We start from the raw sequence: 26,770 nt of genomic DNA, 5'->3' as shown, positions 1-26,770 counted from the left end.
GATGTCCAAGGACAAACTACTTCCCTCAGCCCCACGCGCGTCGCGCCGTGGTTTCCTGACGGCAGCCGGCGGTCTTGCCGCCACGGCGCTGGCCTCGCAGGCGCGTGCCGGCGCCGGCAATCCCGCCAACCAGCCGCCGAACGTGCCGGAATGGACGCGCACCCTCGGCGAGGGCGTCGCTGTGCGCCCCTACGGCAAGCCGTCGAAGTTCGAGAAGGACGTCGTCCGCCGCGACGTCGAATGGCTGACGGCTTCGCGCGAATCCTCGGTCAGCTTCACGCCGCTGCATGAGCTCGAAGGCATCATCACGCCGAACGGGCTGTGCTTCGAACGCCATCACGGCGGCGTGGCCGACGTCGATCCGGCCGATCACCGGCTGATGATCCACGGCCTGGTCGAGCGACCGCTGCTGCTGACGCTCGACGAGCTCAAGCGCTACCCGCGCGTCAACCGCATCCACTTCATGGAATGCGCGGCCAACTCCGGCATGGAGTGGCGCGGCGCCCAGCTCAATGGCTGCCAGTTCACGCATGGCATGATCCACTGCGTGCAATATACCGGCGTCTCGCTGCGCACCCTGCTCGAAGAGGCCGGCGTCAAGACCAACGGCAAATGGCTGCTGGTGGAGGGCGCCGACGCCGCGTCGATGGATCGCAGCCTGCCGATCGAGAAGGCGCTCGACGACTGCATCATCGCCTACAAGATGAACGGCGAGGCGCTGTATCCCGAGCAGGGCTATCCGATGCGCCTGGTCGTGCCGGGATGGCAGGGCAATCTCTGGGTCAAATGGCTGCGCCGCATCAAGGTCGGCGACCAGCCCTGGCACACCCGCGAGGAAACCTCGAAATACACGGACCTTTTGCCGAACGGAAAGGCGCGGCGCTTCACCTGGGCGATGGATGCCAAGTCGGTGATCACCAGCCCGAGCCCGCAGGCGCCGATCAAGCATGGCAAGGGCTTCACGATCGTCTCGGGACTGGCGTGGTCGGGCAACGGCAAGGTCAGGCGCGTCGACGTGTCGCTCGATGGTGGCCGCAACTGGTGGCCGGCGCGGATCGACGGCCCGGTGCTCGACAAGGCGCTGACCCGCTTCTACTACGAGTTCGATTGGAACGGCGAGCCGCTGCTGCTGCAGTCGCGGGTGCAGGACGAGACCGGCTACGTCCAGCCGTCCAAGGCCGAGCTGCGCAAGGTCCGCGGCTACAACTCCATCTATCACAACAATGGCATCCAGACCTGGCATGTGCAGGCAAACGGTGAGGTCGAGAATGTCGAGGTCGCCTAAGCTCCTCATTGCCGCCGCAGCGCTGGCAACGCTTGCGGGCTCGGTGGCATTCGCCGGCGGTCCGAGCGAGAAGATCGAGGCCAAAACCGAGGCCAAGCCGCCGCAGCACTTCAACATCGGCCGCGCGCCGAGCGCCGAGGAGATCCGCGGCTGGGACATCGACGTGCGTCCGGACGGGCAGGGGCTGCCAGTCGGCAAGGGCACCGTCGCCCAGGGCGAGAAGCTGTTCATGGACAATTGCGCCAGCTGCCATGGTGAATTCGGCGAGGGTGCCGGCCGCTGGCCGGTGCTCGCCGGCGGCAAGGGATCGCTGACATCAGACAATCCGGTCAAGACGGTCGGCTCCTACTGGCCCTACGCCTCGACGCTGTTCGACTACGTCCGCCACGCGATGCCGTTCGGCAGTCCGCAGTCGCTGAAGGTCGACGAGTACTACGCGCTGGTCGCCTATGTGCTCTATCTGAACGACGTGATCACCGATCAGAACTTCGAGTTGAGCAACAGCAATCTCGCCACGATCAAGATGCCGAACGAGGGCGGGTTCATCATGGATGACCGGAGCACGAGCGAGAAGGCGTTCTGGCAGAAGGATCCGTGCATGAAGAACTGCATCGCGCCGGTCAAGATCACCGGACGCGCGACAGCGGTCGACGTCACGCCGGAAGACAAGGACGGCAAGCCGCGAGGCGTCGAGTGAGGATTGCCGGATGCAGCCGCCGCCAGATGCTGTTGGCGGCCGCATCCGTCGCCGTGGCCGGAAGCGGGGTTGCGTCCATCGCCACTGCAGCCGAGCCACATAGGCTCGCGTTGCAGATCAGCGACGAGGATCCGGCCAAGATGCGCGCAGTGCTCGACGTCGCCGCGAATGTCTCCCGCCACTATTCGGGCGAGGGCGCGGAGGTCGAGATCGTGATCGTCGCCTTCAATGGTGGCCTCGACATGCTGCTGGCCGACCGCTCGCCGGTGAAGGAGCGGGTGCTCGGCTTCGCCAAGTCGATGCCCAATGTGAGCTTCATCGCCTGCGGCAACACCTTGGAGACGCTCGCGAGCAAGGAGGGACGGCAGCCGCCTCTGCTCGACGGTGTTACGGTCGTCAAGACCGGGGTCGCGACCCTGCTGGAGCTGTCCGAGAAAAACTGGACGATCGTTCGTCCCTGAGGAATTTGCGATGCGGTGGTGGCTCGCTCTCGTCGTCTCGTTCATTGCGTCGATCGCCTTCGCGGCCGAGGAGCCGCGCGAGCTCACGATCGGCGGGCGTACGGCGCTCGGCACGCTCCGACTGCCGGCGCAGTCTGGACCGGATGTGCCGCTGGTGCTGATGACGCACGGCACGCTCGCGCACAAGGACATGGAGACCATCCAGGGCCTGTCCAAGGCGTTGGCCGAGCGGGGGATCGCCTCGCTCGCGCACAATCTCGTGCTCGGTCTCGATCGCCGCACTGGCATGTACGATTGTGCCAAACCCCATGACTATGTGACGGACGATGCTGTCGTGGAGATCGCCGCCTGGCTGAGTGAAGCGCGCAAGACGTCGTCGCACGTCTTCGTGCTCGGACATTCGCGCGGCGCCAATCAGCTCGCGCGCTATCTGGCCGCCAATCCCAAAGCGGCGGTCGACGGTGCGATCCTGCTGGCGCCGGCGACGGCGAGCATCGAGGCCGGTTTGAGAGACGCCTATGCGGAGAGCTACGGTCAGCGATTGGCGCCGCTGCTCGACAAGGCTGAGGCTGCGATCGCCGCCGGGCGCGGCGGTGATTGGATGTCGGTGCCGGGCTTCATCTATTGCCGCGATGCCAAGGTGACGGCGCGCGCATTCGCAGCATTCTATCGCGCCGACCGGCGCCAGGATACGGCGGCGCTGATCGCCGACGTGAGCCTGCCGGTTCTGGTGCTTGCGGCAGCGCAAGACAAGACGGTACCGGACGTGGCAGCGTCGTTCGCGCCGCTGGCGTCGCGCGCCGGCAGCCGTGTCCGATTGGAGACGATTGACGACGCAGATCACTTCTTTCGCGATCTCGCCGCCGAGGATGCCGCTGATCGCATCGCAGGATTCATTGCAGCCACGCGTTAGGAGTCACCATGGAACGTCGATCTTTGATGCAAGCCGGTCTTGCCAGTGTGGTTGGAATCTTCGGTGTCAGCCGCGCACGCGCGGCGACGGAGTCTCCGCGCCAGCGCGTCGCCTATCATCTCGCCGATCAGGACCGCGCCCTGTTCGTTCTCGGCAACCTCCAGAATCACGTCGATGGCACCGGAGGACCTGGACGCGCAGACATTCGCTTGGTGATCCACGGTCCGGGGTTGCGGGCCTTTCATGCGATTTCAGCCGACCAGACCATCTCGGCTCTGGCCGAGCGCCTCATGAAGGCCGGCGTCGGCTTCGAGGCCTGTGCCAATACCATGAAGGCGCAGGGTGTGAAGCTCGACGATCTCTTGCCAGGCTTCGCGGTGGCGGAGAAGGGTGGCGTCGTGCGCCTCACCGAGCTGCAGCAGAGTGGATACGCCTATCTGCGACCGTGACGGGCGCATGCGTCCTTACCGATGCCGCCCGGCATGTTGAGCGGCAGGCCTGAACGACGGGAGCGCCCGTGCTCACCGCATTGATCGACCTTCTGGGTGAGGAGCTGGTGTCGCTGCTGTGCGGGCTCGCGGCCGGCGGCGCGTTCGGCTTCTTCGCCCAGCGCAGCCGCTTCTGCCTGCGGGCGGCCACGGTCGAGTTCGCGCGCGGGCAGGGCGGTCCGCGGCTGGCGGTGTGGCTCCTCACCTTCGCCTCGGCGCTGCTGGGCACCCAGGCGCTGGTGGCGATGGGCCTGCTCGACGTCTCTGAAGCGCGCCAACTGGCGCAGCAGGGCAGCATTTCGGGCGCGATGATCGGCGGCACACTGTTCGGCTGCGGCATGATCCTGGCGCGCGGCTGTGCCAGCCGTCTGCTGGTGCTCTCGGCCAACGGCAATTTGCGGGCGCTGCTGTCCGGCCTGATCTTCGCGGTGACGGCGCAGTCCGCCTATCGCGGACTGCTCGCGCCGGCGCGCGAGTGGCTCACCAATCTTTGGCTGGTCGACGGCGGACCGTCGCGCGACATCATGAGCCTGTTCGGCGGCGGCACGCCCGAGAAGCTCGGTTTCGGCATGCTGTGGTTCCTGGCCGGGCTCGCCGCCGTGTCGAAGTTTCAGGTCGGCCCGAAGATCCTGCGCGCGGCGGTCGCCGCGGGCGCGGCGGTCGCCGGGGGCTGGCTCCTCACCTATCAGCTCGGCCAGGCCTCGTTCTCGCCGGTGCCGCTGAAGAGCCTCACATTCAGCGGTCCTTCGGCGGAACTGCTGATGCAGGTGCTCGCCAGCACGCAGCTGAAGCCGGGCTTCGATCTCGGCATCATTCCGGGCGTGTTCATCGGCTCGTTCGTTGCGGCCGCGCTGGCGCGCGAACTCAATCTCGAAGGCTTCTCGGATGGGCGCGGCATGCGCCGTTACATGATCGGCGCCGTCCTGATGGGATTCGGCGCCATGCTGGCGGGCGGCTGCGCCGTCGGCGCCGGCGTGACGGGGGCATCGGTGTTTGCGCTCACAGCGTGGATCGTGCTCGGTGGCATGTGGTTGGGTGCGGCCGTCACCGATTTTGTCGTCGACCGCTGGCTGTTCGCCGCCAAGCCGGCGCAGAGCCCGGTTCAGTCGCCCTCCGTCATGCCTTCATGAGACATCTTGCGGAAGCGAGCCTGCTTCTGCTGAGCGGCATTGAAAATGCAGCGTCAAAGAGCAGCATCCATGAATCTCCGGGACCTGTCTGTCACAGGCTCGTCGACGCCTGGCGTGTCGGCGCACTCCAGGCCTCTGACAAAAACATTGTCTGATCAGATCGGATCGAACCCGAAGACACGTGTCTTTGCGTCGTTCACGCCGGAGCGCGGATCGCGTGGTCCGCGGGTCGACCACAGGAGATGCGCGCCGAACAGGGCGTTCGGACTATCACGCCCGAACATGACGTTGGTAGATCCCAGTCTCGAGATCCCGCTCGTTAACCAATTTGCGAAGGTCGAGTGTTACCGTCGCGAGGGGTACGGCGCAATCATGCGGCGGACCGATACGAATCGCCGGGACTACGAAAGGCACGCGAGATGACGCAACTCTCCATTCGAGCAAAAATGGCGGCCGTCATTGCGCTGCTGCTGCTGGCGATGACCATCGTCGGATTGCTGGCCGTCCGCGGCATGCAGACAATCAACACGCATACCGAACAGATCGCCAAGAACTGGCTGCCGAGCGTGCGCGTGCTCGGCGAGTTGCGTTCGGCGATCAATCTCAATCGGGCGCAGCTCCGAGCCTACATGACGGCTGATACGACTGAGGAGAAGGACAATCTCGACCGCAACATGAAGGCAACGCTCGCCGTCATTGCGACGGCGCGCCGCTCCTATGAGGCGATGATCTCGTCTTCCGAGGAGCGCAGCCTGTTCGAGAGCTGGTCGCGGGGCTGGGAGCAATATGTCAAGGCTGCCGATGGTGTGCTCGAGGTGCTGCGCGTAGGGAACGGCAATGCGACCAAGCAGGCAAGCGATCTGTTCAACAAGACGGTCCGGGGCGTCGCCAATCAGTCGGACGAATATCTTCGAAAGCTGATTGACCTCAACAATCGTGGCGCCGACGCCGAGACGAAGATCGCCGCGGATGGCTATGCCGAGGCATTTGCATTGATGTCGACGGTCATCGTCCTTGCCGTTCTCGCCGGCATCGGCGTCGGAAGCTGGTTCGTTCGCGACATTTCCCGGTGCATCGCTTCCATCATCAGGCCGATGCAGGCGCTCGGTGAGGGCAACCTGGCGACGGAGATCCCCTATCGCGGCCAGAAGACCGAAGTAGGCATGATGGCCGACGCCCTGGAGGTCTTCAAGACCGCCTTGATCGCGAAGAAGCAGGCCGACGATATCGCTTCGAAAGAGGCAGAGGTGAAACTGGAACGCAGCCGGCGGCTTGACGAGATCACTGGCCGCTTCGAGGCCGTGGTCGGCGAGATCGTCGACACCGTGTCCACGGCATCGAGCACATTGGAGGGGCACGCCGGCGGGCTCAGCAACACGGCGAGCCGCGCACAGAATCTGGCCACGTCCGTCACCGCGGCTTCCGAGGAAGCCTGCGCAAATGTGCAGTCGGTGGCATCTGCGACCGAGGAGCTCTCCGCGTCCGTCAACGAGATCAGCAGGCAAGTCCAGGATTCGGCCCAGATGGCCAATGAGGCGGTGGCGCAGGCCCGCAAGACCAATGAACAGGTCAGCGAGCTTTCGAAGTCCGCTGCCCGCATCGGCGACGTCGTCGAGCTGATCAATACGATTGCCGGACAGACCAACCTGCTCGCGCTGAATGCAACGATCGAGGCCGCGCGCGCCGGCGAAGCCGGCCGCGGATTTGCCGTGGTCGCATCCGAGGTCAAGGCGCTTGCCGAGCAGACGGCGAGGGCCACCGGCGAGATCGGCCAGCAGATCTCCGGCATCCAGTCCGCCACCCAGCAATCGGTCGGTGCCATCCGCGACATCAGCATCACCATCGAGAAATTGCAGGAGATTTCGTCGACGATCGCATCGGCCGTGGAGCAGCAGGGCGCCGCCACGCAGGAGATCTCGCGCAACGTCCAGCACGCGGCGGTGGGAACGCAGCAGGTCTCAGCCAACGTTGCGGATGTGCAGCGCGGCGCCGTCGATACCGGAACCGCGGCTTCCCAGGTTCTGTCCGCCGCGAAATCGCTGGCCGACGACAGTGCCAGACTGAGCATGGAAGTGAAGAAGTTCATCGCCGGCGTGAGAGCCGCCTAGGGTTCGTAGCGACTGAGAGCCGCGCAGATCCGATCTCGCCGCCATTTCGGCCGGCCCGCGTCGGGTGTGCTGACAGGTGCGCCGGCCACGCTGCCATCGCTTCTGCGGTGGCTTGCGAGCCTCATCTCGAGGATCTTTCGCGCGGCCGCGGCAAGCTGCGTGACCGAGTCGCGTGGTGACGATGGGCTTGCGAGGCCCGCGCCGACATGAACAGAGCGTGGGGTCGCGGCGGATCATGCTCCGCCGCGGCTTGCCCGGGGCTGCCGTCCCCGAGTTCGTCAGTGCCGCTGTTTCCTCGCAGTCAGGCTGCCGCAGAGCCCCGCCTTTTCACCTCACCCGTCGGCAGCGGCTGAATTATAATTGCAGAAATTCGAATATATGCATATAGTAACGTAAGTCGGTCGCGGCGCTGGGCCGCGTCAGCAGGGAGGACCCGTCGTGGCAATGATGAACGACGTCATGGTCAAGGATCTGGGCAAGTCCAGGCGCATCGACTGGTCGCCCTATCTGGTCGGCGCCGGCATCGGCGTCCTCAGCTGGGTGGCCTTTGCCGGGTTCGGCGACCCCCTCGGCGTCACGACGGCGTTTTCGCGCATCGCATCGCTGTTTGCCGCGCCGGTGATCGGATCCGACGCCGTCGCCGCCAACAGCTATTGGAAGTCCATGCCGTTGAAATGGGACTATGGCGTCTGGTTCCTGGTCGGCATTCCGTTCGGCGCATTCCTGTCGGCGATCATCTCCGGCACGTGGCGCCTCGAACTGGTACCGGAGGTCTGGAAGGAGCGCTTTGGCCCGTCTGTGGTCAAGCGCTTCGTGGCCGCGTTTCTCGGCGGCATCGTCATCATGTATGGCGCGCGTCTGGCCGGCGGTTGCACCAGCGGACACGGCATCTCCGGCGGTCTGCAATTGGCGCTGTCGAGCTGGCTGTTCCTCGCCGTGATGTTCGCGACCGGCCTTCTGGCGTCGCGCGTCATGTTCCGCAAAGCATAGGAGAATGGCCATGACGTCATTGATGAGCATCGCCGGCCCGCTGCTGATGGGCGCCGTGTTCGGCTATCTGCTGCAGCAGGGCAAGGTCACGAGCTGCAACGTGATCGAGAACCAGTTCCGGCTGCGCGACTTCACCGTGCTGAAGGTGATGGGCACGGCGATCTTGGTCGGCGGCATCGGCGTGCTGCTGCTGGTTGATACCGGCAACACCAAATATTACGTCAAGGACGCCAACATGCTCGCGGTCGCGCTCGGCGCGGCGCTGTTCGGCGTCGGCATGGTGGTCTACGGCTACTGCCCGGGCACCGCGCTCGGCGCCATCGCCAGCGGCAGCGTGCATGCCGCAGTCGGCGCTTTCGGCATGATTGTCGGCGCGATCCTCTATGCGCTGAGCTTCGACTGGGTGAAGGCTCACGTCCTGAATGTTTGGGCGCTCGGCAAGGTGCGGCTGCCCGACATCACCGGCGTGCCGGATGGCGCCTGGTTCGCCGCGCTCGCGATCGGCGCAGGTGCGTTCTTCTTCTGGGTCGAAGCATCCGAGGCCAAGGCGAAGCGGACACAGGGGTAGGCGGAGTCGCCTGAGTGCCCCCTATGTCAATCAGTGAGAGGTTCCTCCTATGCTATCAGGACTGTTCAGCAAGCTGACCGGATCGACGAGTGTGCCGGCGATCGAGCATGACGAGCTGGTGCGGGCGCATCAGCAGCGGAGCTGCATCATCGTCGACGTGCGCGAGCCGCATGAGTTCAAGGGCGGACACATTCCCGGCGCCGTCAATCACCCGCTGTCGCGTTTCGACCCGGGCGACCTCGTGCACGACAAGCCGGTGGTTCTGATCTGTCAGGCTGGCGGCCGCTCGGCCACCGCGCTGCGGCGGGCGCTGTCGGCGGGGCGGCAGGATATCCGCCACTATGCCGGCGGCATGAGCCGCTGGCGGGCGCGCGGCGGTCCTGTCGCCTGAACGCGCCCTGTCCGACAGATCCGACCTTCTGCTCTGTCAGGACGTTCCGAACGGATCTGTTCTGGTTGAGATGAAATGACCTGCAACCAGCGTGGGTTGCGGCAGGTTAAGAGTAAAGTGTGCGGCGGAAAGCTTCGATAGCCGTTCTCGCCCGCAGCAGCTAATTTGTTGTTGGTCCACTCCATTGGTTGACTCGTTCAGGAATAATTAGTTGCAACGCTGCAATACTCGAACACCGGTCGACGTTCGAGGATTGCATGTTGAAGCTTGTTGGCTTGAGAACCCGGATCACCCTTTCTCTGGTGATCGGCGCGGCCGCGACGGCCCTCTTCGTGCTGCTGGTCGCCATGTGGATCATCGGCGGCATCATCGACCGCGCCAATGAGCGCGAGCTCCACGCCCAATATGACGCCTTCAATTCGCGCCTGCAGCTGGAGTCGACCCGCGCGGAAGCCATGAGCGCGGTGGTCGCCAAGATCCCCGCCGTCCAGGACGCCATGGCGCAGAACGACCGCGACGCCTTGATGCGGCTGTTCGGCGCGGGCATGGCCAGCATGAAGTCCGATTACGGTGTCGACCAGTTTCAGTTTCACACGCCGCCGGCGATGTCCTTCCTGCGCGTGCACCAGCCGGCCAAGTTCGGCGACGATCTGTCGGGCTTCCGCAAGACGGTGGTGGCCGCCAACACCGACCGCAAGCCGATCGTCGGGCTGGAGGGCGGCGTTGCCGGCCTCGGCCTCCGCGGCGTCGTACCGATCGTTTCCGACGGCAAACATCTGGGCTCGGTCGAGTTCGGCCTGACCTTTGGCCAAAACTTCTTCGACGAGTTCAAGCGCAGCCGGAATGTCGACGTCGCGTTCCGCCTGGCTGGCGACAACGGCTTCAAGCTGTTCGCGACAACGATCGGGGAGACCTCCTTCTTCGCAAGCGGCGAGTATCGGGAGGCATCGGCCGGCAGCTTCCTGTCGCGCCAAGGACAGCTCAAAGGCGTTCCGGTGGTCGCGCTGCTGGGCCCGATCAAGGATTTCTCCGGCAAGCCGATCGGCGCCGTCGAGATCGTCATGGACAACAGCGAGTTCATCCAGGCTCGCAATCGCGCCGGGGCGCTGGCGATCGGGATGACGCTGGCCGGCCTCGTGCTGATCGCGCTCGCCGGGCTGTTGATCGCGCGCAGCATCTCCCGCCCGATCGTCCAGATGACGAGCGCCATGCGCGAGCTCGCCGATGGCAACCTGGACGTCAGCGTCCCGGCCGACTGGCGCAAGGACGAGGTTGGACAGATGGCGCGCGCCGTTTCGGTCTTCAGGGACAACGCCATCCGGATGAGGGATCTGCAGGCGGAGCAGGAGAAGGCCCAGGCTCGTGCCGAGGAGGACCGGCGCCGCATGCTGATGGAGGTGGCCGATGGCTTTGAGGCCAGCGTCCGCGGCGTTGTCGACGCAGTGTCGGCTGCGGCCATTGAAATGGAGGCGACCGCTCGTTCGATGTCGGTGACGATCGATCAATCGAAGCAGCAGGCCCTGACGGTGTCGCAGGCGTGCGGCTCCGCATCGGATAATGTCAACACCGTTGCCTCGGCGGCCGAAGAGCTGTCATCCTCGATGAACGAGATCAGCAAGACGCTCGAGCGTGCATCGTCCGTGGTTCGCAAGGCCGCGGACGAAGGGCAGCAATCCAACGACAAGGTGCAGCGGCTCAACGTTGCCGCCAGCAAGATCAGCGAGGTCGTCGCACTCATCAACCAGATCGCCAGCCAGACCAATCTGCTGGCGCTGAATGCGACGATCGAGGCCGCGCGCGCCGGCGAGTCGGGCAGGGGATTCGCCGTCGTCGCCAGCGAGGTCAAGACACTGGCGACCCAGACGGCCAAGGCGACCGAAGAGATTGGTGCTCAGATCGCCGCGGTTCAGGCCGAAACCGCCGCCGCGGTCCAGAGCATCGGCATGATCTGCACCACGATCCAGGAGGTCGACGAGATCTCGACCATCATCGCCTCATCGATCGCGCAGCAGGACGCCGCGACCCGCGAGATCGCCGGCAATGTGATCGTCGTCGCCGGCAAGACCCAGGACGTCACGCGCAACATCGCGGGCGTCACGTCCGGCGTCGTGCAGACCGGCCACGCCGCCAACGAGGTGCTGTCGGCGGCCGGCGAGCTCGCTCAGCAGTCGACCCGGCTGCGCAGCGAGGTCAACCAGTTCCTGGCCCATATCAGAGCGGCCTGACCGGTCGTTGGGTGGCTGAAGTATCAAGCTCGCCGACACGCCCATCGCTCCGGCCGTAACCGCCACGGGGGTGATTCCCGTGTCCGACCGGCATGAGCTGTGTCCTGGTGCCGTGGTCTCGAGAGCGCGAGGCGGGGCGGCGCCTCCTGTCCCGTGGCTCACGCCTGCTTCGCGGCCGCCTTCTCGAGCCGCTTCGCCATCACGCGCCAATAGGTGCCCGGCATGAACCGCTGCAGGAGATCCATGAAGCGCGCATCGCCGCCGATCAGGATGCGGGGCTCATTGCGCTCGATGCCCTCGATGATCCGCAACGCGGCGTCGCGCGGGCTGGTCCTGGCGAGCCGCTCGAACCGTTCGATGGCCTGCACGCGGCGCGCATTGTCGGTCATGCCGTGGCCGGCGCGGGCGTTGCGCGCAATCGCCGTGGCGATGCCGCCGGGATGCACGACGGACAGCCGCACGGGACTGCCGGCGGCTGTGAGCTCGTGACGCAGGCTCTCGGAAAATCCCCGCACCGCGAACTTTGCCGCGGCGTAGGCCGATTGGCCGGGCGGAGCGATGATGCCGAAGATCGAGGACAGGTTGACGACATGCGCTTCGCGCTGGCGCGAAAGATGCGGCAGGAACGCGCGCGTGCCGTGCACGACGCCCCAGAAATTGATGTTGAACAGCCACTCCATCTCCGCCTGATCGATCTCGGCGAAGCTGCCGAACAGTGCCACGCCGGCATTGTTGACGACGATGTTGAGGTCGGGATGCGCGCGGGTCGCGTCCTCGGCGAACTGGGTGACTGCAGCGACATCGCTGACGTCCAGCCGGTGCGTGGTCACCTTGCGGCCGCTCGCGGCGAGCTCGGCGGCGAGGCTTGCGAGGCCCGCCTCGTCGCGGTCGGCGAGCGCCAGATCGCAACCGCGCGCCGCCAGCTCCTGCGCCAGCGCACGGCCAATGCCGCTGGCTGCGCCTGTCACGGCGGCAGATGCGCCTCGAATGATCGTCATTGTCGCTTCACTCCCCTGATCGACCGGATCTACGTGCCTGTTCCAATTGCAGCTGGGTTTTCTGCCACTTTTTCTGATTGGAACCGAACCATCCGGCCGTTCAGCTTTTAACTCACATTACTTTACGAGCACACATTCGTGGAGGACCTGCATGGGACAGTCGCAACCCTTTCGCGCCACCGCACTGATCGTGGAAGACGATCTGGCGCAGCGCGAGATGATCACGCTGCTGCTCGAAGAGAGCGAGTACGACGTGATCGCGTGTGAGAGCGCGGAGGCCGCCGAACTGGTCCTGAACAAGCCGGGTCATCGCATCGTGCTGCTGATGACCGACGTCAATCTGGCGGGCCGCATGAACGGGGTTGAGCTTGCCCATCTCGCCAAGGCGCGTCACCCCCACATCAATGTGGTCGTCACTTCTGGCCGGCCGTTGTCGCAGCCGCTGCCGGGCGGCACGAAGTTCTGGAGCAAGCCGTGGGCGCCGCTCGATGTGCTGCGCGAGGCTGAGGTGACGCTCGAGCGCGCGCCCGATATCGGGTGAGGCCAAGGTCTTGCTCCGCCAGCGTCGCTCAAAGGGTGATGCGTGGCAAATGCCGACCGGTGGAGACGTGGGATTGGCTAGTGGCCGAGCCGACTGAGAGCCGGGTGGAAGCCGCGCTCCCACCCGGAAGTGCAACTACTTCTTCTTGGCAGCCTTCTTGGTCTTCTTCGCAGCTTTCTTGGTGGCCTTCGCGGCCTTCTTCGCCTTCTTCGCCATGGCATCCTCGTCAGGAGTTGATGGATTGCAACGCGACTTCGAGGCTTCGCTGGCGCACGCCAGCCATGCATCAGCCTCGGGTGTCGATCCCAGCAGATTCGCGAAGCTCTGCCTCACGCTGTCACCAGCGCGGTTGCGCTTATCCACAGCTCGATGCATTCGCCGGCCAGTTGCGCCGCTGGCACGCAGGTCGTGACAAGGTTAGCGGATCGTAAAAGGTGTCTTCATTGATTCAAAACCAAGGCGCAACCTTGGTTGCGACCTTGAGGAACCGTTAACTGCGCCGCGCCCATGTTGCCGCGAGCAACAGGGTAGCTCATGAGCGCGGCGCTATTGAACATCGAGGACAGGACCTGCGGCGTCCTGCTGTCGGGATGCTGAACGTTCCGACGCTGTGGACCGCCTTCGTGGTCAATTTCCTCGCGCTGGGCCTGATCTGGGCCTACGTGATGCGCAGCTATCCCAATCTGGATTCGGCGCGGTACTGGACTGCGTCTGCGTTCATGTGCGCGCCGGCGGCGACGTTCGCGCTGACGCGGTTCTATTTCGGCTCGTTCGTTCCGCTGCTGGCCGGCGGCTCGCTGATGACCTTCGCGATCTGCCTCGCGGCGATGGGCGTCGAGCGCTTCTATGGCTACAGGGCGTCGTGGCGGCTGAGCTTGACCGTCGTTGCGATGACCTGCGCGTCGATCGCATTTTTCCAATACGTATACGACCACGGCCCGCTGAGGATCCTGTGCTACTCGATCGGGCAGGCGGTCCCCATGGCGATCATCGCGCGGCTGGTGCTGGATGCGAGGCGCGGGCCCGTCAATCCGGGAGCGCGGCTGGCCGGCCTGCTGTCCGTTCTGATCATCGCGGTGTTTGCCGCGCGGTCGATCGGGGCGTTCGTCGGCGCCGATTTCAATTTCAGCCACTCCACCAGCGGCCAGGCCGCCGCGGTGCTGCTGCTGATCTTCCTGTCGATGTCGCTCAACTTCGGCTTCCTGCTGATGGCGGTGGACCGGCTGCGCAACGAGGTCGCCGATCTCGCGCTGCTCGACGATCTCACCGGCGTCGCCAACCGCCGTCACCTGATGCAGCGCCTGAGCGAGGAATGCGCGCGCGCCGAGCGCTCGCGGCGGCCGTTCGCGCTGCTGGTGATCGACCTCGACGGCTTCAAGATCATCAACGACACCCATGGCCATGCCGCCGGCGATGCCTGCCTGCAGCACTTCACGCTGATGGCCCAGACCCGGCTGCGCCCCGGCGACATGCTGGCGCGCACCGGCGGCGACGAATTCTGCATCGTGCTGCCGGCGTCCGCCTTGCGCGAAGGCGCGATGATCGCGCGGCGCATCCTGCAGGTCTGCCGCGACGATGCGGAGGCCTGTGCCGGCGCCGAGGTGCCGATCGAGGTCTCGATCGGCATCGCCGAATGGACCGAGGATGTCGGCGCATTCCCCGACCGGCTGATGGCGCGGGCGGACCAGGCGCTCTATGCCGCCAAGAAGGAGGGCAAGAACCGCTATGCCGTCTTCGCCGGTGACCATGAGACGCCGGCATTGGCGCCGGACCAGATCGAGCCGATGATGGCACCGCCGCGCCGGCAGGATGCCACCGCCGGGTAGCCGGTGCTATCGTTGCCGGCCATGAGGCCGGTTCTGTTCTTCCTCCGCGCAGCGCTCGCGCTGCTTCTTCTTCCTGCGCCGGTCTCGGCCGAGGATCTCACGTCGCTCGCCCGCTCGTCCGGCACGCCGGACATCCCCGGTCTGAAGATGGTCTGGCTGGCGCCGTGGGGCGATCCCGCCCAGGCCCATCCCTGGACCAACATCATCGTCCACCAGACCGAAGGGCCGGCGGGATCGGCGCGATCAGGGGCGCTGGCGCAAGCCAAGAACCCGAAACGGCGCGGCGTCACCCTGTGGGTGGAAACCGACGGCACGGTGTATTGGGCGGTGCCGGAAACCCTGGTGACGCTGCATGGCGACGGCGCCAACCGCAACGACAACCGCTATATCGACAACGGCCCGACCTATCGCAAGGTCGTCCGCGATAATTCCATCGGCGTGGAGTTCGCCGGCAACTATCCCGACGTCACCCGGCCCGCCACCGAAGCCCAGGTCGCCGCGTGGCGCATTCTCTCGAAGCTGCTCCGGCTGCGCTATCAGATCCCGCGGGAGCGGATCTATGCGCACAACTGGATCGACTACAAGGATGCCCGCTATTGCGAGGGCTGTGCGCTCGCCGGGCTCGCCCGCGCTGCGCCGGACTGATCACATAACAAGAAGCCGGCGTCTCCGCCGGCTCCGATCGCATCCAAAGACCACCTTCAAGCCGCAAGCCGCGCCGCTAATGCGCGGCCTCGAGGGCCGCCGCCTCCTGCTTGGCGATGGCGCCCTTGACGGCGGACTGCACCTTCTCGAACGCGCGCACCTCGATCTGGCGCACGCGCTCCCGCGACACGCCGAACTCGGCGGCGAGGTCCTCGAGCGTCATCGGCTCGTCGGCCAGGCGCCGCGCCTCGAAGATGCGGCGCTCGCGCGCGTTGAGCACGCCGATCGCGCCGTTCAGCGCCTGCCTGCGGTGGTCATACTCCTCGTGCTCGGCCATGATGGCTTCCTGGTTGGGCGAGGTATCGACCAGCCAGTCCTGCCATTCGCCCGCTTCGCCGTCGTCGCGGATCGGCGCGTTCAGCGAGGCGTCGCCGCCGAGGCGGCGGTTCATGTCGACCACGTCCTGATCGGTCACGCCGAGGCGCTTCGCGATCAGCTTGACCTGATCCGGATGCAGATCGCCTTCATCCAGCGCCGAGATCTTGCTCTTGGCCTTGCGCAGGTTGAAGAACAGCTTCTTCTGGTTCGCGGTCGTGCCCATCTTCACGAGCGACCACGATCTCAGAATGTACTCTTGTATCGACGCCTTGATCCACCACATGGCGTAGGTGGCGAGGCGAAAGCCCTTCTCGGGCTCGAACCTCTTCACCGCCTGCATCAGGCCGACATTGCCTTCCGAAACGACTTCGGATATCGGCAGGCCGTAGCCGCGATAGCCCATGGCGATCTTGGCCACGAGCCTGAGGTGGCTGGTCACGAGTTTATGCGCTGCGTCGCTGTCGTCATGCTCGCGCCAACGCTTGGCGAGCATGTACTCCTCCTGCGGTTCCAGCATCGGGAACTTGCGGATCTCGGCGAGGTAGCGTGAAAGTCCGGATTCTCCATTGAGAACCGGGAGTGTAGCTGTACGGGCCATCGAGCGCCCTCCAGTTGGTTCAGGCCCCCGATAGCGGCGGGCCAGGCAAAGCGGTCGCTTGGTTAAAGCCGGCCGGTTTGCGACGTTCCATGCGTCGACCATTCGACGCAGGCGCAACATACACCATTTTCGCCCCCCGGTGGAAGGATTCCGGGGGTCACGTCCCCGTGTGGCTGCCATAACCTGCTGGCATGCTTGCGTTTTTCTGAAGGCGCTGCGTCATAGCGCCGCTCGCAGGGCGCTCCTCAACAGCATGAGATCCTCCGGCAGCTCCGATTCCCAGTGCATTATTTCTCCCGTCCGCGGGTGCTCGATGACCAGCAGATAGGCGTGCAGCGCCTGCCGTCCGAGCGCCTCGAGCGCGTCCCGCGCGGCCGACGCGAGCTGGTTCGCCTTGGTCTTGAAATGCGGGCCATAGACGGCATCGCCGAGCAGCGGATGGCCGAGGTGAGCCAGATGCACCCGGATCTGGTGGGTGCGCCCGGTCTCGAGATGGCACGCGATCAGCGACGCCACCGGCTTGCCGTCGCGGCCAAGAAAGCTCTCCTGCACCTCGTAATGGGTGATGGCCTCGCGGCCTTTGGGCCGCACCGCCATCTTGTCGCGGGCATGCGGATGCCGGTCGATGGCTGCGTTGATGGTGCCATGCGGCCGGTGCGGCACGCCCCAGGCGAACGCCAGATAGCCGCGCTCCATCGCGCCGGTGCGGCCGTGATCGGCGAACTGCGCGCTGAGCGAGGCGTGCGCCCGATCGTTCTTCGCCACCACCATCAGCCCGGTGGTGTCCTTGTCCAGCCGGTGCACGATGCCGGGCCGCTTGACGCCGCTGATTCCGGAAAGACTGGCGCCGCAATGCGCGATCAGCGCGTTCACCAGCGTTCCCGTCTCGTGCCCGGCCGCGGGGTGCACGACGAGGCCGGCCGGCTTGTCGATGACGACGATGTCGTCGTCCTCGTAGATGATTTTAAGCGGGATCGCCTCGGCCGCGGGCTCGGCCGGCACCGCTTCCGGCACGTCGATTGTGATCGTGTCGCCGGCGGCGACGTGATAAGCGGGGTCCCGCACCGCCTCCGCGCGGAGGCTGACCTGACCGGCCAGGATCAGCGCCTTCAGCCGCGACCGCGACAGCTCCGGCAGCCGGACCGCGAGCACGCGATCGAGCCGCGGCGAGCCTTCGTCGCCGGCGACCGTCACCGTCATCACGCCGCTAGGATTTGAAGTCGAGATGTCCATGAATTCCACCGTTGCGCCCGAGCCGTCCTCGCCCGAGCAGGCCCAGCTGATGGCGCGGCTGCGGCGCATGATGATGATCGCGGGCGTGACCACCTCGATCGCGATCGCAGTGCTTCTGGTCGCCATCGGCTACCGCCTTTTCCGCGGCGATGGAAGCACAGCTTCGGGCCCCGACCTCACCGCCATGCTGCCCAAGGGCGCCCGCATCGTCGCCACCGGCACCGCCGGCGACCGCCTGGCGGTGACACTGGATGTCGGCGGCACCACCGAGATCCGCACCTTCGACGCCAAGTCCCTGAAACCCACCGGCCGCCTCCGCTTCGCCGTGGAGCCGTAAGGGCAGGGCGGTTTCGCCCGGACGCCAGCCATTATTGCGTTGCTGCCCCATCTCTGCCGACTCGGGCGGTCAGCGCCTCCCCCGCCTGCGGGGGAGGTCGCATCGCATCGAAGATGCGATGCGGGTGGGGGAACTCTCTCCATTGGCACCGGCGCCGGCAGCGCCCCCACCCCAACCCTCCCCCGCAAGCGGGAGAGGGAGCCCACCGCCGCCTTGGCCGGCTGTTTCCATCCTATGATGGCCGATCCCTTCGCCACCCGGGCAGCCCACTCCCCTCCCCCTTGCGGGGAGGGGTCGGGGGTGGGGGTCCCCACGGGGAAAGACCCTCGAGGCACTCACCCCACAAAATTCCCATCCCCGTCTTGCGGCGCGGCGATTTCGAGGCTATGCGGTTCACCTCACGCTCCCTTCGTCTAGCGGTTAGGACGCGGCCCTCTCAAGGCTGAAACAGGGGTTCGATTCCCCTAGGGAGCGCCAATAAAATCAATAGCTTAGCTGGGCGCGATCGAAATCATCGAATATCCGTTGAATAAGCGCCCACGGACGGCGGCGGAATGTGCAAGTCGGGGGGGCGCTCCTGACTATGATTCGCACTCATTCGGCTCCCGGATGAGCTGGTGTGCTCCAGCCCTCAAGATTACGAGTCTGAGGGGCGGGCGTTCGAATTGTTCCCGGCGCCCGCGATATCCAATTCAAAGATCATCGGTTTCTGCCTCGGGCGTAAGGGATCCAGACTAGAATTTCAGTTTAGTCTGGGAGGTTCTTAGATCGAGACCAACCTCGCCCGCGGAGCCGAGGTGGATAGCGACCGCCCACCGGCCCGTGTTACCTGCAATGCGCGTCATTTGACCGTCTTCCCTTCACTGAAGCTTCTAAGTCGCCGGCAAGGCCCGCCTCGAGCGTCGCGCGTTCGGTAAACTGCACGGGCGCAGAGCCGCGGGAAGGCGGGAATGCACGGCCAAGAATTGCTGGTCAAAGAGAGATTTCAACAGGCCGCCCTGCTCATTTCTTCGAATTTCGAATCGGTGTTGCAACAGCCTGTCAAAACAGAACCTGGGGGCCCGAATGTCCGGTGCGGACGAGCAGGAACGTACTTCTGTGCAAGGAGAAGCATCGAGGCAGGATGAGCATCTTGTCGAGTTGGCCAACCACACCCTGACGTTTTTCGAGGACGTTTCCAACGCAGCGCGCGAGAGGCTTGGCGCGCAAGGTGGACGCCCGCTTGGCGATGCAGGCGTGTTCGCGGCGGTCAATACATTGACGGCCGATCGTGCTTTGCAAAACCTCACCGGCATCAATAAAGAGCTCCTTCGGGAGCTGAGCCAGCTGGTGACGGAACCTGCGATCGCGCGCATCGTCCTTCGCGACGAAGATGGGGGCGAACGCGTCTACTTCATTGCGCGCGCTGGCACTCTGCCAACCAGCAAGGGACTGATGGCCAGCTACCGATCGCCGATCGGACGGCTTGCTGCTTTGCGAGTGGGGCACGATGAGGACGTGCGCACTCCGCAGGGAATTCGAAACTACGAACTACGCGAACGCGCGACGCTCCGCCCTGCGTTCAAGGCTGACGGATGGGATTCAATCAATACGGTTCTGCATGCCGTTAGGTCCAAGCCGCTCACCCTCAAATCACTTCGGCAATTGCTAATTGAAGCGCACCAGGATGAGATCGACTATCTCGAAAGCTTGCTTGCAGAAGGCCGGGCTGCGGAAAATGTTCTGGAGGGAATTCGCCGGGATGTTCGTAAGAAAATGGGGCTGAGGGATCAGCCGCTTCTGAATGAAATCCAGGACAGTATTTTCCGCATGCCAATTAACTCGCGATTGGCTGTCCTTGGACCTCCAGGTACGGGAAAAACAACAACACTCATTAAGCGCCTTGGCCAGAAGTTGGACACCCAATACCTGGAAGATGAAGAACGAAGGATCATAGCGGGTACGACGGCCGGATCAGATAGGCACAGCCAGAGCTGGATGATGTTTACACCGACCGAGCTTTTGAAGCAGTACGTTAAGGAAGCTTTCGCTCTGGAAGAGATTGCCGCTTCTGATGATCGGATCAAGACATGGTCAGACTATAGCCGCGACGTAGCACGTAACAAGCTTGGCGTGCTGCGCACAGAGGCGAACAACGGTCTCTTTAAACTTCGTCCCGCGTTAGAAAGCCTTCAGCTCACAACTCTCGTTCGTCAGATTGACTGGTTCGAGGATTTTGAGAACTGGCAGGCAAAAGAATTCTGGAGGGAATTGGGGATCCATGCTGACACGCTCGCGACAAACTCTGGTCGGGATATCGCGCGTCTCGGCGCTAGGCTGGGTAACATTGTGAAAGGCGACTCGTCACCTGGTGACAAGTTGCTGACGATCGGTAGCGCTAAGGAGGAGCTGCAGGCTCTCGCAAATGGCCTGCATTCTCTTACTGACGACAAGATCCGTAGAGGGTTAGGTCAACTGTTCAAACAAACCCCGGACATCGTCACGCGGCTTATGCAATTCGTCGCCACCCTCGATGATGGGTCTGAGGATATCGATGATCTCGATGCTGACGAGGATGAGGATCACCGAAGGCCAGCCGATAGAGCCGCAGCGATAGATGCCTGCATCCGCGCTGCCCGAGCCCAGGCACGTGCTGCGCTATCGGGCAGAACGCTCGGGAAGGCCACTCGACACGGAAGGCTCATTGAATTCCTCGGCGGCCGGATTTTGTCGCCTGAAGAGCTGAAGGCGGTCGGCTTGAACCTTCAGGTACAGACTGCTGCTCGACGTTTTATGGCTCCGCTCGGGCGTTTTGTATCGGGTGTGCCACGCCGCTATCGCAGCTTCCGCAAAGAGCGACAGGCCGAAGGTCATTGGTATAAGGCCGATGGATTTGGTGTGACAGACATCTCGCCGCTTGAAGTAGATGTGGTCTTGCTAACTCTATTGCGCGCCTCGCGACACCTCTTAAGGAACGTTGGCATTTCCAACAACATCGAAGACAGCGGATATGCGGTTTTGAGAGCGGTAGAGAATCTTTTCCGCACGCAAATCGTGGTCGACGAAGCCACGGACTTTTCTCCAATACAGCTGGCCTGCATGGCCAGATTGTGCGACCCCGCCGCAGAGTCCTTCTTCGCCTGCGGCGATTTTAATCAGCGCATAACGACATGGGGGACCAGGTCGGCCGAAGAGCTGAAATGGGCCGTTCCGAATATTTCGATACTGCCTATCAACATCAGCTACCGCCATACTCAGCAACTAAATGAGTTGGCACACAAAATAGCCCTGATATCTAATCCCTCTGCAGAGAGAGCTGCGCTTCCCGAGGATGTCATCAACGATGGCGTGAAACCTGTATTGTTGAAGGGGGCGTCGGGACGATCTCAGTTGAGCGAATGGCTTGCTGAGCGTATCGGTGAAATAGAGCGCTTTACGGGATCAATGCCGTCGATCGCGGTTCTGGTGAATACGGAAATGGAAGTCGAGCCGCTTGCGAAAGCGCTCGACGCGGCGCTCGCAGACCGTAGCCTCAGAGCTGTCGCATGCCTACGGGGGCAGACTGTGGGCCAAGATAACGATGTCCGAGTCTTCGACGTTCAGCACATCAAGGGGCTGGAGTTTGAGGCTGTATTCTTCGTCGGGGTGGATGAGCTCGCCGAGCGAATGCCAGACCTTTTCGATAAATACCTCTACGTTGGCACGACCAGGGCGGCGACATTCCTTGGCGTAACGGTCAATGGCCCCGCCCTGCCGGATGCGATCAAATCGCTCGAAGGGCTCTTTCAGGACCGCTGGCTTTCGTGACTGGAAATCGGACAAAAGCGATCGAGCGAGACGAATCATTTTTAACCCAGCTGCGTCCGGACACCGGTACGAAGCGGCGATCGGATGGTTAGCACGAGAAAGACGTTGGCCTCTCCCGAGCATTCCGAACGATCCTTCAGTCCTTGGTCATCGATACAGAAATTGCACCTTAAACTTGCGAACACCGCGCAATGCAGCGTATGAGAACGGTCCAGCTGCGCCGAGGTCGAAGGTCGTCGTGTCGGGGGAGGGGGCATTGCAGTATACTCTTGAAGAATCGTTCTGCGTCAGCATGAAGATTCGTGGCACCGGCGGTCGGGATGACATGTACGGTACGACTTCCGTGCAAAATCAACCGGCGGACGACATGCCCGATAAGAAGTTACTCGTACCTAGATATCGGGCAGATATTACAGCAGGGTCCTTGAAGCTCAGCGAGAGCCGCCGGATCGCCGACCTATTACTGCACAAGGTTGATGCCGCTGGGTGGGCCGACGCCATCGTAAAGCGGAACATTCTTCAGGCGAGGCGGCCAGAAACCGCGCGGCGGCTCGCACAGCTCATAAAATCTCGTCTGGAAACGCTGGGTCCCGACATTTGGGAGCTAATCCGTGACGGCAAAGGCTCGGTCGCAACCCACGCCGTTTTTGCAGCCGCAGTGAAGCACAGTCCGCTGCTGGGAGATTTTTTGGCTTTGGTGGTCGCCGATCAATATCAGCGATTTGGGAAATCCCTCTCTAATAAGATGTTTTCCGATTACTTGGACGGTTGCAGGGAGCGTGATCCGCTGATGCCGGCGTGGACCGAGGAGACCTGCCTCAGGGTGCGTTCGTCAGTATTCCAGATGCTGGCCCAGGCGGGATACATCGAAAACACGCGAAATCTAAAGCTGCAAAGCGTTCATGTTGCAGATCCGGTCGTCCGTTGCCTGAAGGCCAACCGGGAGGACTACGTCCTGCGTTGTCTGCAGGTGACTCCATGAGCGGACTTCTCGACGAGCGAATCAATAAGATTCTGCCGCGGATCACCTCGGACGATTTCCTGAGCGGCTCCGGCATCGGCAACGAGATCGCGTTCTATATCTTCGACTATCCGCCTGAGGACGAGCTTCGCGTTCGCGATTTTCTCGTCACGCTGCTGGACCACATCCCGAAGCAGAAGCACGGGATGCGGGTCAAGCACATCGACTTGTTCGATTTCATGCTCGATCACCTTCGCAGCCGAAACCTGCTCGAAAAGGCGATCGACCTCCAACGCACGAAAGGCGACCAAGCGCTGAAGAAGGCGCTGATGGGGCCGCTGCACGAATCGAAGTTGAGTGCACCGTTCGCCGAGGCCGCCAATCCGGCGGGCCACGATCTCATCATCGTATCCGGCGCCGGACTTGTCTGGCCGCTGCTGCGCACTCATTCGCTCTTGAACAATCTTCAGCCCGTCATGGGCAACACGCCTTTGCTTCTCTTCTACCCCGGCCGCTACGACGGACAGTCGCTGCGGCTATTCGGCAAGCTCAAGAACAACAACTACTACCGCGCTTTCAAGCTGGTCCCGTAGGTCGAGGCTGTAATGCTCATCAAAAACCTCTTTGAACGCGATATCTTCAGGCCGATCAACGGAGTCGTGAAGGCGGACCAGCTTGACGACTCGTCGGTGTGGCAGGAGCTCGACGAGTTCGTCATAACCCAGGAACTTGACCTGCACTTCAGCAAGTTCATCTCCTGGTACTTGGAGTCCATAGACCAGGGGAAGGCGTCGGATCCCAGCGGCAAAATGGGCGTCTGGATCTCGGGTTTCTTCGGATCCGGTAAGTCGCACTTCCTCAAGGTGCTATCCTATCTGCTCCGAAATCGCACACATACGCATGACGGCAAGAGCCGAGAGGCGGTGGATTTCTTTGCGAGCAAGGTCAAGGATGCGGTTCTCTACGCCGACATCAAGCGAGCCGTGGTGGCCGGCAATACCGACGTCATCCTCTTCAACATCGACAGTAAGGCGGCGCACGGGAACGAAACCGGCCGCGACCTGATCCTGCGCGTGTTCCTCAAGGTCCTGAACGAACTCCAGGGCTACAGCGGCGATCACCCCCACATCGCTCACATGGAGCGCTACCTCGACGGCAAGGGCAAATTCGAAGCCTTCCAGGTAACCTACAAGAAGCTCACGGGCAACGACTGGATCTCGGAACGCGACGCGTACGAATTCAATCAGGACGAGGTCGTCAAGGCGCTCAGCGAGACCCTCGGGCAAAGCGAGGCGACGAGCGTCCGCTGGATCGAAGGGGCCGAGAACAACTTCTCGATTTCCGTCGAGAACTTCTGCAAGTGGGTCAAGGAGTATCTGGAATCGAAGGGCCCGCAGCACCGCATCGTCTTCCTGGTGGACGAGGTCGGCCAGTTCATCGGCACCGACTCCCACTTGATGCTCAACCTGCAGACCATAGTCGAAGAGCTTGGTACGGTTTGCCGGCGGCGGGCCTGGGTGGTCGTGACCTCTCAGGAGGACATGGACGCCGTGCTAGGCGACATGAGTCGCACCAAGAAGCAGGATTTCTCCAAGATCCAGGGGCGGTTCTTTCCGCCGCTTTCGCTATCCAGCGCCAACGTTGACGAGGTCATTCAGTCGCGATTGCTGGCGAAGCTGCCGGAAGTGAAGGCCGACCTGGAAGCGGAATTCGTCGCCAAGGGCGACATCCTCAAGAACCAGCTGACTTTCAAGGATTGCGGGATGACGTTCCGTCCGTTCAGGGACGGCGTCGATTTCGTTAAGAACTATCCGTTCGCACCCTACCAGTTCCAACTCATCCAGAAGATCTTCGAGTCCATCCGCAAGGCGGGCGCCACCGGCCTCCATCTGGCGAGGGGCGAGCGCTCGATGCTCGACGCTTTCCAGTCCGCCGCGAAGACGGCCTCTCAAAAGGAAGTCGGCATTCTGGTTCCTCTGTACGACTTCTACCCGTCGATCGAGAGCTTCCTCGACACCATCGTGAAGAAGACGATCGACCAGGCCGCATCCAATCCGAGCCTGCAGCCGTTCGACATCAAGCTGCTCCAGGTCCTGTTTCTCATCCGCTACGTGGACGAGATGAAGGGGAACGTCGAAAATCTGGTGACGCTTTGCCTTGAGCTCATGGACGGGGACCGGCTCGCCTTGCGCCGGCGCATCGAGGAGAGCCTCGGTCGGCTGGAGAAGGAAACGCTGATCAGCAGGAACGGCGATGTCTATACGTTCCTCACCAACGAAGAACGCGACATCAACAAGGAAATCAAGAACGTCGAGCTCTCCAGCGGCGAACAGGCGAAGCTTCTCGGCGAGATCGTCTTCGAGGACGTGCTGAAGGGGCAGCGCAAGCACCGCTTCACGGCCAACAAGATGGATTTCGATTTCAATCGTCGCTGCGATCAGTTCTACGTGGGCAACCCGAAGGACATGGCGCTGTCGGTATCGGTGGTGACACCGCTGTCGGACGGCTACGACGTTTACGACAAGGCCAAGGCTCTCCTCGACAGCACGGCGGACGGCGGATGCGTCATCATTCGGCTAGGCAACGACGAAGGACTTGGAAGGGAGCTTCAGATCTATCAGCAGACCAAGAAGTACCTGATCAAGAAGAACGACGGCACCCTTCCGGAATCCACGAAACGCATCCTACGGGATTGCTCTGAGGAAAATAGTTCGCGCCTGGAACGGCTGGCGCGTCAGCTCGCCGAGATGCTGGCCGCTGGCGAGTATTTCGTCGCCGGGCAACCGCTCAAGATCAAGGCATCGACGGCGTCCGCGGCCTTGAGCGAGGCCATGGAGTACCTCGTCCAAAACACGTTCAACAAGATGGGGTACCTGAAGCATCTTTCGCCCGAGCCGTTGAAGGAACTGCAGGCGGTCCTGCGCAGCAACGACACTGCGAAGGAGACGGCTCTTCTGCTGGCAGGCGAAAACAACCCCGAAGCGCTCGAGGATCTGCGAAACTATCTCCATCTCTGCTCCATGAAGAGCCAGCAGGTCGTCCTGCACGACATGTTGGAGAAGCGTTACTCGTTGCGACCCTATGGCTGGCCCGAGGACGAAGTCCTGCTGCTCTTGGCTCGCCTAGTCGTCTTGGGAGAGGTGACGCTGATGATGGACGGCTCGCTGTTGGCGATCGACAAGGTCTACGAAGCCATCACGACCCCCGCCAAACGCCGAAAGATCGTGCTTCGTAAGCGCGAGACGGCGGACCCCAAGTCCATCCACGACGCTCGCTCTCTCGGAAAGGAGTTGTTCGCAGAGATGGGTCCGGATGGGGAAGATGCCTTGTTCGGCTTTCTGCAGACCCGGCTGAAGGGTTGGCAGGTGGCCCTGAGCGGCTTTCGGCAACTCGCCGATACTGGCAGCTATCCTGGGTCGGCCGAGATCGGAGAATCTCTGGCGCTCCTCGGTCCGCTGATTGCGGATAGCGAGAGCCGGAAGTTCGTAGAGCGGTTCAACGGTCTCAAGGCCGACCTTGTGGACGTCGGCGATAACTTCCATGAGCTCGAGCACTTCTACAATCACCAGAAGCCAAACTGGGAGCGGCTCCGTAAATCGCACGCAACCTTCCAGTTGAATCAATTGGAGCTGGAGCGGAACGAAACGGCCGGGCCCGCGCTCAGGCGGATGCAGGAGATCTTGGTCGCGAAGAGCCCCTATGGCCTCATCAAGGAGGTCGACGGTCTCATTGATGCCGTCGGCAAAGTGAACGCTTCACTCCTTGTGGAGCGTCGCGCTCAGGCGATCGACAAGGTCGACGGTTACATCAAGACGCTGAACTCCGACCTCGCGGCCGCGAATGGCGATGGCGCCCTGCGCGCGGTTTGTCTCAAACCGCTCGAATATCTGAAACAGCAGGTAGAGACGCAGGAAAGTCTCGCCCATATCACCCAGGCCGAGGGCGAGGCCATGAAGGAGTTCGACCTCGCGCAGGCGAGAATTGAGGAATTCGTGCGCCGAATTCCTGGTCCGCCGACGCCGACAGGACTGTCCGAAGATCCGCCGCCGCCTCCGAAGGTAAAGAAGCAGAGGGTCGTGAAGCCGGCGGACCTGGTGAAAGCGACATACCTCGAGACGTCCGGTGAGGTAGATCAGTTCCTCGGCGCGTTGCGCCAGGAGTTGGAGGATGCCTTGGCGAACAACGAGCGCATCCAGATCCGGTGATGGTCG

General features: G+C 63.1%; 23 protein-coding genes and 1 tRNA gene. 20 read left to right on the top strand and 4 right to left on the bottom strand.

What is annotated here, in order from left to right:
* The first annotated feature begins 1 nt into the window (after nucleotide 1).
* The 11 genes from soxC to QW868_RS18315 all read left to right on the top strand — a co-directional run bounded on the left by soxC (nucleotide 2) and on the right by QW868_RS18315 (nucleotide 11,256).
* Nucleotides 2–1,285, top strand: a complete 1,284-nt coding sequence (gene soxC, locus QW868_RS18365; protein WP_316231143.1) for a sulfite dehydrogenase — start codon at nucleotides 2–4, stop codon at nucleotides 1,283–1,285.
* A complete protein-coding gene (locus tag QW868_RS18360) occupies nucleotides 1,224–1,982 on the top strand; it encodes a cytochrome c (protein WP_316231142.1) in 759 nt (252 codons plus the stop codon). Before soxC ends, QW868_RS18360 begins: the two co-directional genes overlap by 62 nt.
* A gap of 26 nt (nucleotides 1,983–2,008) precedes the next feature.
* Complete coding sequence (locus QW868_RS18355; protein WP_316231198.1) at nucleotides 2,009–2,443, top strand: hypothetical protein; 435 nt, start codon at nucleotides 2,009–2,011, stop codon at nucleotides 2,441–2,443.
* Nucleotides 2,444–2,453: 10 nt separating this feature from the next.
* Nucleotides 2,454–3,356 carry an alpha/beta hydrolase gene (locus QW868_RS18350; protein WP_316231141.1) on the top strand — a complete coding sequence of 301 codons (903 nt, stop codon included), beginning with the start codon at nucleotides 2,454–2,456 and terminating at the stop codon, nucleotides 3,354–3,356.
* 8 nt (nucleotides 3,357–3,364) lie between these two features.
* Nucleotides 3,365–3,805 (top strand): DsrE family protein, encoded by a 441-nt coding sequence (locus tag QW868_RS18345; protein WP_410051305.1) that lies wholly within the window; start codon nucleotides 3,365–3,367, stop codon nucleotides 3,803–3,805.
* Between the two features lie 68 nt (nucleotides 3,806–3,873).
* A complete protein-coding gene (locus QW868_RS18340; RefSeq protein WP_315795671.1) occupies nucleotides 3,874–4,974 on the top strand; it encodes a YeeE/YedE family protein in 1,101 nt (366 codons plus the stop codon).
* Between the two features lie 419 nt (nucleotides 4,975–5,393).
* On the top strand, nucleotides 5,394–7,082 hold the full coding sequence (locus tag QW868_RS18335; RefSeq protein WP_316231140.1) for a methyl-accepting chemotaxis protein: 1,689 nt from the start codon (nucleotides 5,394–5,396) through the stop codon (nucleotides 7,080–7,082).
* 447 nt (nucleotides 7,083–7,529) lie between these two features.
* The gene (locus tag QW868_RS18330; RefSeq protein ID WP_315778341.1) at nucleotides 7,530–8,072 is read left to right on the top strand and encodes a YeeE/YedE thiosulfate transporter family protein; all 543 of its coding nucleotides are present in this window, start codon (nucleotides 7,530–7,532) and stop codon (nucleotides 8,070–8,072) included.
* A gap of 10 nt (nucleotides 8,073–8,082) precedes the next feature.
* Nucleotides 8,083–8,640 (top strand): YeeE/YedE thiosulfate transporter family protein, encoded by a 558-nt coding sequence (locus QW868_RS18325; protein WP_315772277.1) that lies wholly within the window; start codon nucleotides 8,083–8,085, stop codon nucleotides 8,638–8,640.
* Nucleotides 8,641–8,689: 49 nt separating this feature from the next.
* Nucleotides 8,690–9,031 carry a rhodanese-like domain-containing protein gene (locus QW868_RS18320; protein ID WP_316231139.1) on the top strand — a complete coding sequence of 114 codons (342 nt, stop codon included), beginning with the start codon at nucleotides 8,690–8,692 and terminating at the stop codon, nucleotides 9,029–9,031.
* Between the two features lie 257 nt (nucleotides 9,032–9,288).
* The gene (locus QW868_RS18315; protein ID WP_316231138.1) at nucleotides 9,289–11,256 is read left to right on the top strand and encodes a methyl-accepting chemotaxis protein; all 1,968 of its coding nucleotides are present in this window, start codon (nucleotides 9,289–9,291) and stop codon (nucleotides 11,254–11,256) included.
* Between the two features lie 158 nt (nucleotides 11,257–11,414).
* Here the strand turns inward: QW868_RS18315 and QW868_RS18310 are convergent, their stop codons facing one another.
* Nucleotides 11,415–12,254: an SDR family oxidoreductase gene (locus QW868_RS18310; RefSeq protein WP_316231137.1), complete on the bottom strand. Its 840-nt coding sequence runs from the start codon at nucleotides 12,252–12,254 to the stop codon at nucleotides 11,415–11,417.
* Between the two features lie 151 nt (nucleotides 12,255–12,405).
* On the opposite strand from QW868_RS18310, the gene QW868_RS18305 reads away from it, so the two are divergent.
* A complete protein-coding gene (locus tag QW868_RS18305) occupies nucleotides 12,406–12,795 on the top strand; it encodes a response regulator (RefSeq protein WP_315736285.1) in 390 nt (129 codons plus the stop codon).
* A 135-nt stretch (nucleotides 12,796–12,930) separates the two neighbouring features.
* Here QW868_RS18305 and QW868_RS18300 read toward each other — a convergent pair whose 3' ends face one another.
* The gene (locus QW868_RS18300) at nucleotides 12,931–13,128 is read right to left on the bottom strand and encodes a hypothetical protein (protein WP_315736286.1); all 198 of its coding nucleotides are present in this window, start codon (nucleotides 13,126–13,128) and stop codon (nucleotides 12,931–12,933) included.
* 257 nt (nucleotides 13,129–13,385) lie between these two features.
* On the opposite strand from QW868_RS18300, the gene QW868_RS18295 reads away from it, so the two are divergent.
* Nucleotides 13,386–14,621, top strand: coding sequence for a GGDEF domain-containing protein (locus QW868_RS18295; protein ID WP_315778336.1), 1,236 nt, complete (start codon nucleotides 13,386–13,388; stop codon nucleotides 14,619–14,621).
* Nucleotides 14,622–14,642: 21 nt separating this feature from the next.
* Complete coding sequence (locus tag QW868_RS18290) at nucleotides 14,643–15,266, top strand: peptidoglycan recognition family protein (RefSeq protein ID WP_316160740.1); 624 nt, start codon at nucleotides 14,643–14,645, stop codon at nucleotides 15,264–15,266.
* Nucleotides 15,267–15,342: 76 nt separating this feature from the next.
* On the opposite strand, the gene rpoH is transcribed toward QW868_RS18290, so the two are convergent.
* Nucleotides 15,343–16,242: an RNA polymerase sigma factor RpoH gene (rpoH, locus tag QW868_RS18285; RefSeq protein WP_315737032.1), complete on the bottom strand. Its 900-nt coding sequence runs from the start codon at nucleotides 16,240–16,242 to the stop codon at nucleotides 15,343–15,345.
* A 219-nt stretch (nucleotides 16,243–16,461) separates the two neighbouring features.
* Nucleotides 16,462–17,442 carry an RluA family pseudouridine synthase gene (locus QW868_RS18280; RefSeq protein ID WP_316231196.1) on the bottom strand — a complete coding sequence of 327 codons (981 nt, stop codon included), beginning with the start codon at nucleotides 17,440–17,442 and terminating at the stop codon, nucleotides 16,462–16,464.
* 31 nt (nucleotides 17,443–17,473) lie between these two features.
* Here QW868_RS18280 and QW868_RS18275 point away from each other — a divergent pair, with 31 nt between their 5' ends.
* From QW868_RS18275 to brxC, 6 genes are all read left to right on the top strand, one after another.
* The gene (locus QW868_RS18275; protein ID WP_315795684.1) at nucleotides 17,474–17,812 is read left to right on the top strand and encodes a hypothetical protein; all 339 of its coding nucleotides are present in this window, start codon (nucleotides 17,474–17,476) and stop codon (nucleotides 17,810–17,812) included.
* Nucleotides 17,813–18,214: 402 nt separating this feature from the next.
* Nucleotides 18,215–18,289 (top strand) — tRNA-Glu (locus tag QW868_RS18270).
* A gap of 588 nt (nucleotides 18,290–18,877) precedes the next feature.
* Nucleotides 18,878–21,598: an ATP-binding domain-containing protein gene (locus QW868_RS18265; protein WP_316231136.1), complete on the top strand. Its 2,721-nt coding sequence runs from the start codon at nucleotides 18,878–18,880 to the stop codon at nucleotides 21,596–21,598.
* A gap of 256 nt (nucleotides 21,599–21,854) precedes the next feature.
* Nucleotides 21,855–22,580 carry a DUF1819 family protein gene (locus QW868_RS18260; protein ID WP_316231135.1) on the top strand — a complete coding sequence of 242 codons (726 nt, stop codon included), beginning with the start codon at nucleotides 21,855–21,857 and terminating at the stop codon, nucleotides 22,578–22,580.
* Complete coding sequence (locus tag QW868_RS18255; protein WP_316231134.1) at nucleotides 22,577–23,152, top strand: DUF1788 domain-containing protein; 576 nt, start codon at nucleotides 22,577–22,579, stop codon at nucleotides 23,150–23,152. The genes QW868_RS18260 and QW868_RS18255 overlap by 4 nt, the downstream gene beginning before the upstream one ends.
* A gap of 12 nt (nucleotides 23,153–23,164) precedes the next feature.
* Nucleotides 23,165–26,764 (top strand): BREX system P-loop protein BrxC, encoded by a 3,600-nt coding sequence (brxC, locus tag QW868_RS18250; RefSeq protein ID WP_316231133.1) that lies wholly within the window; start codon nucleotides 23,165–23,167, stop codon nucleotides 26,762–26,764.
* Nucleotides 26,765–26,770 lie beyond the last annotated feature (6 nt).

The sequence above is a fragment of the Bradyrhizobium sp. SZCCHNR1051 genome (assembly GCF_032489615.1).
Taxonomy (GTDB): Bacteria; Pseudomonadota; Alphaproteobacteria; order Rhizobiales; family Xanthobacteraceae; genus Bradyrhizobium.
Note: the sequence above shows the minus strand (reverse complement) of the source record. Positions and strands in the feature narration are given on the sequence as shown.

Coding starts and splice junctions, on each gene's coding strand:
- QW868_RS18310 (WP_316231137.1), bottom strand. CDS start 12,254: ATGACGATCATTCGAGGCGCATCTGCCGCCGTGACAGGCGCAGCCAGC.
- QW868_RS18325 (WP_315772277.1), top strand. CDS start 8,083: ATGACGTCATTGATGAGCATCGCCGGCCCGCTGCTGATGGGCGCCGTG.
- QW868_RS18335 (WP_316231140.1), top strand. CDS start 5,394: ATGACGCAACTCTCCATTCGAGCAAAAATGGCGGCCGTCATTGCGCTG.
- QW868_RS18265 (WP_316231136.1), top strand. CDS start 18,878: ATGTCCGGTGCGGACGAGCAGGAACGTACTTCTGTGCAAGGAGAAGCA.
- QW868_RS18350 (WP_316231141.1), top strand. CDS start 2,454: ATGCGGTGGTGGCTCGCTCTCGTCGTCTCGTTCATTGCGTCGATCGCC.
- QW868_RS18275 (WP_315795684.1), top strand. CDS start 17,474: ATGAATTCCACCGTTGCGCCCGAGCCGTCCTCGCCCGAGCAGGCCCAG.
- QW868_RS18305 (WP_315736285.1), top strand. CDS start 12,406: ATGGGACAGTCGCAACCCTTTCGCGCCACCGCACTGATCGTGGAAGAC.
- brxC (WP_316231133.1), top strand. CDS start 23,165: ATGCTCATCAAAAACCTCTTTGAACGCGATATCTTCAGGCCGATCAAC.
- QW868_RS18280 (WP_316231196.1), bottom strand. CDS start 17,442: ATGACGGTGACGGTCGCCGGCGACGAAGGCTCGCCGCGGCTCGATCGC.
- soxC (WP_316231143.1), top strand. CDS start 2: ATGTCCAAGGACAAACTACTTCCCTCAGCCCCACGCGCGTCGCGCCGT.
- QW868_RS18330 (WP_315778341.1), top strand. CDS start 7,530: ATGAACGACGTCATGGTCAAGGATCTGGGCAAGTCCAGGCGCATCGAC.
- QW868_RS18290 (WP_316160740.1), top strand. CDS start 14,643: ATGAGGCCGGTTCTGTTCTTCCTCCGCGCAGCGCTCGCGCTGCTTCTT.
- QW868_RS18315 (WP_316231138.1), top strand. CDS start 9,289: ATGTTGAAGCTTGTTGGCTTGAGAACCCGGATCACCCTTTCTCTGGTG.
- QW868_RS18295 (WP_315778336.1), top strand. CDS start 13,386: ATGCTGAACGTTCCGACGCTGTGGACCGCCTTCGTGGTCAATTTCCTC.
- QW868_RS18255 (WP_316231134.1), top strand. CDS start 22,577: ATGAGCGGACTTCTCGACGAGCGAATCAATAAGATTCTGCCGCGGATC.
- rpoH (WP_315737032.1), bottom strand. CDS start 16,242: ATGGCCCGTACAGCTACACTCCCGGTTCTCAATGGAGAATCCGGACTT.
- QW868_RS18355 (WP_316231198.1), top strand. CDS start 2,009: ATGCTGTTGGCGGCCGCATCCGTCGCCGTGGCCGGAAGCGGGGTTGCG.
- QW868_RS18360 (WP_316231142.1), top strand. CDS start 1,224: ATGGCATCCAGACCTGGCATGTGCAGGCAAACGGTGAGGTCGAGAATG.
- QW868_RS18345 (WP_410051305.1), top strand. CDS start 3,365: ATGGAACGTCGATCTTTGATGCAAGCCGGTCTTGCCAGTGTGGTTGGA.
- QW868_RS18320 (WP_316231139.1), top strand. CDS start 8,690: ATGCTATCAGGACTGTTCAGCAAGCTGACCGGATCGACGAGTGTGCCG.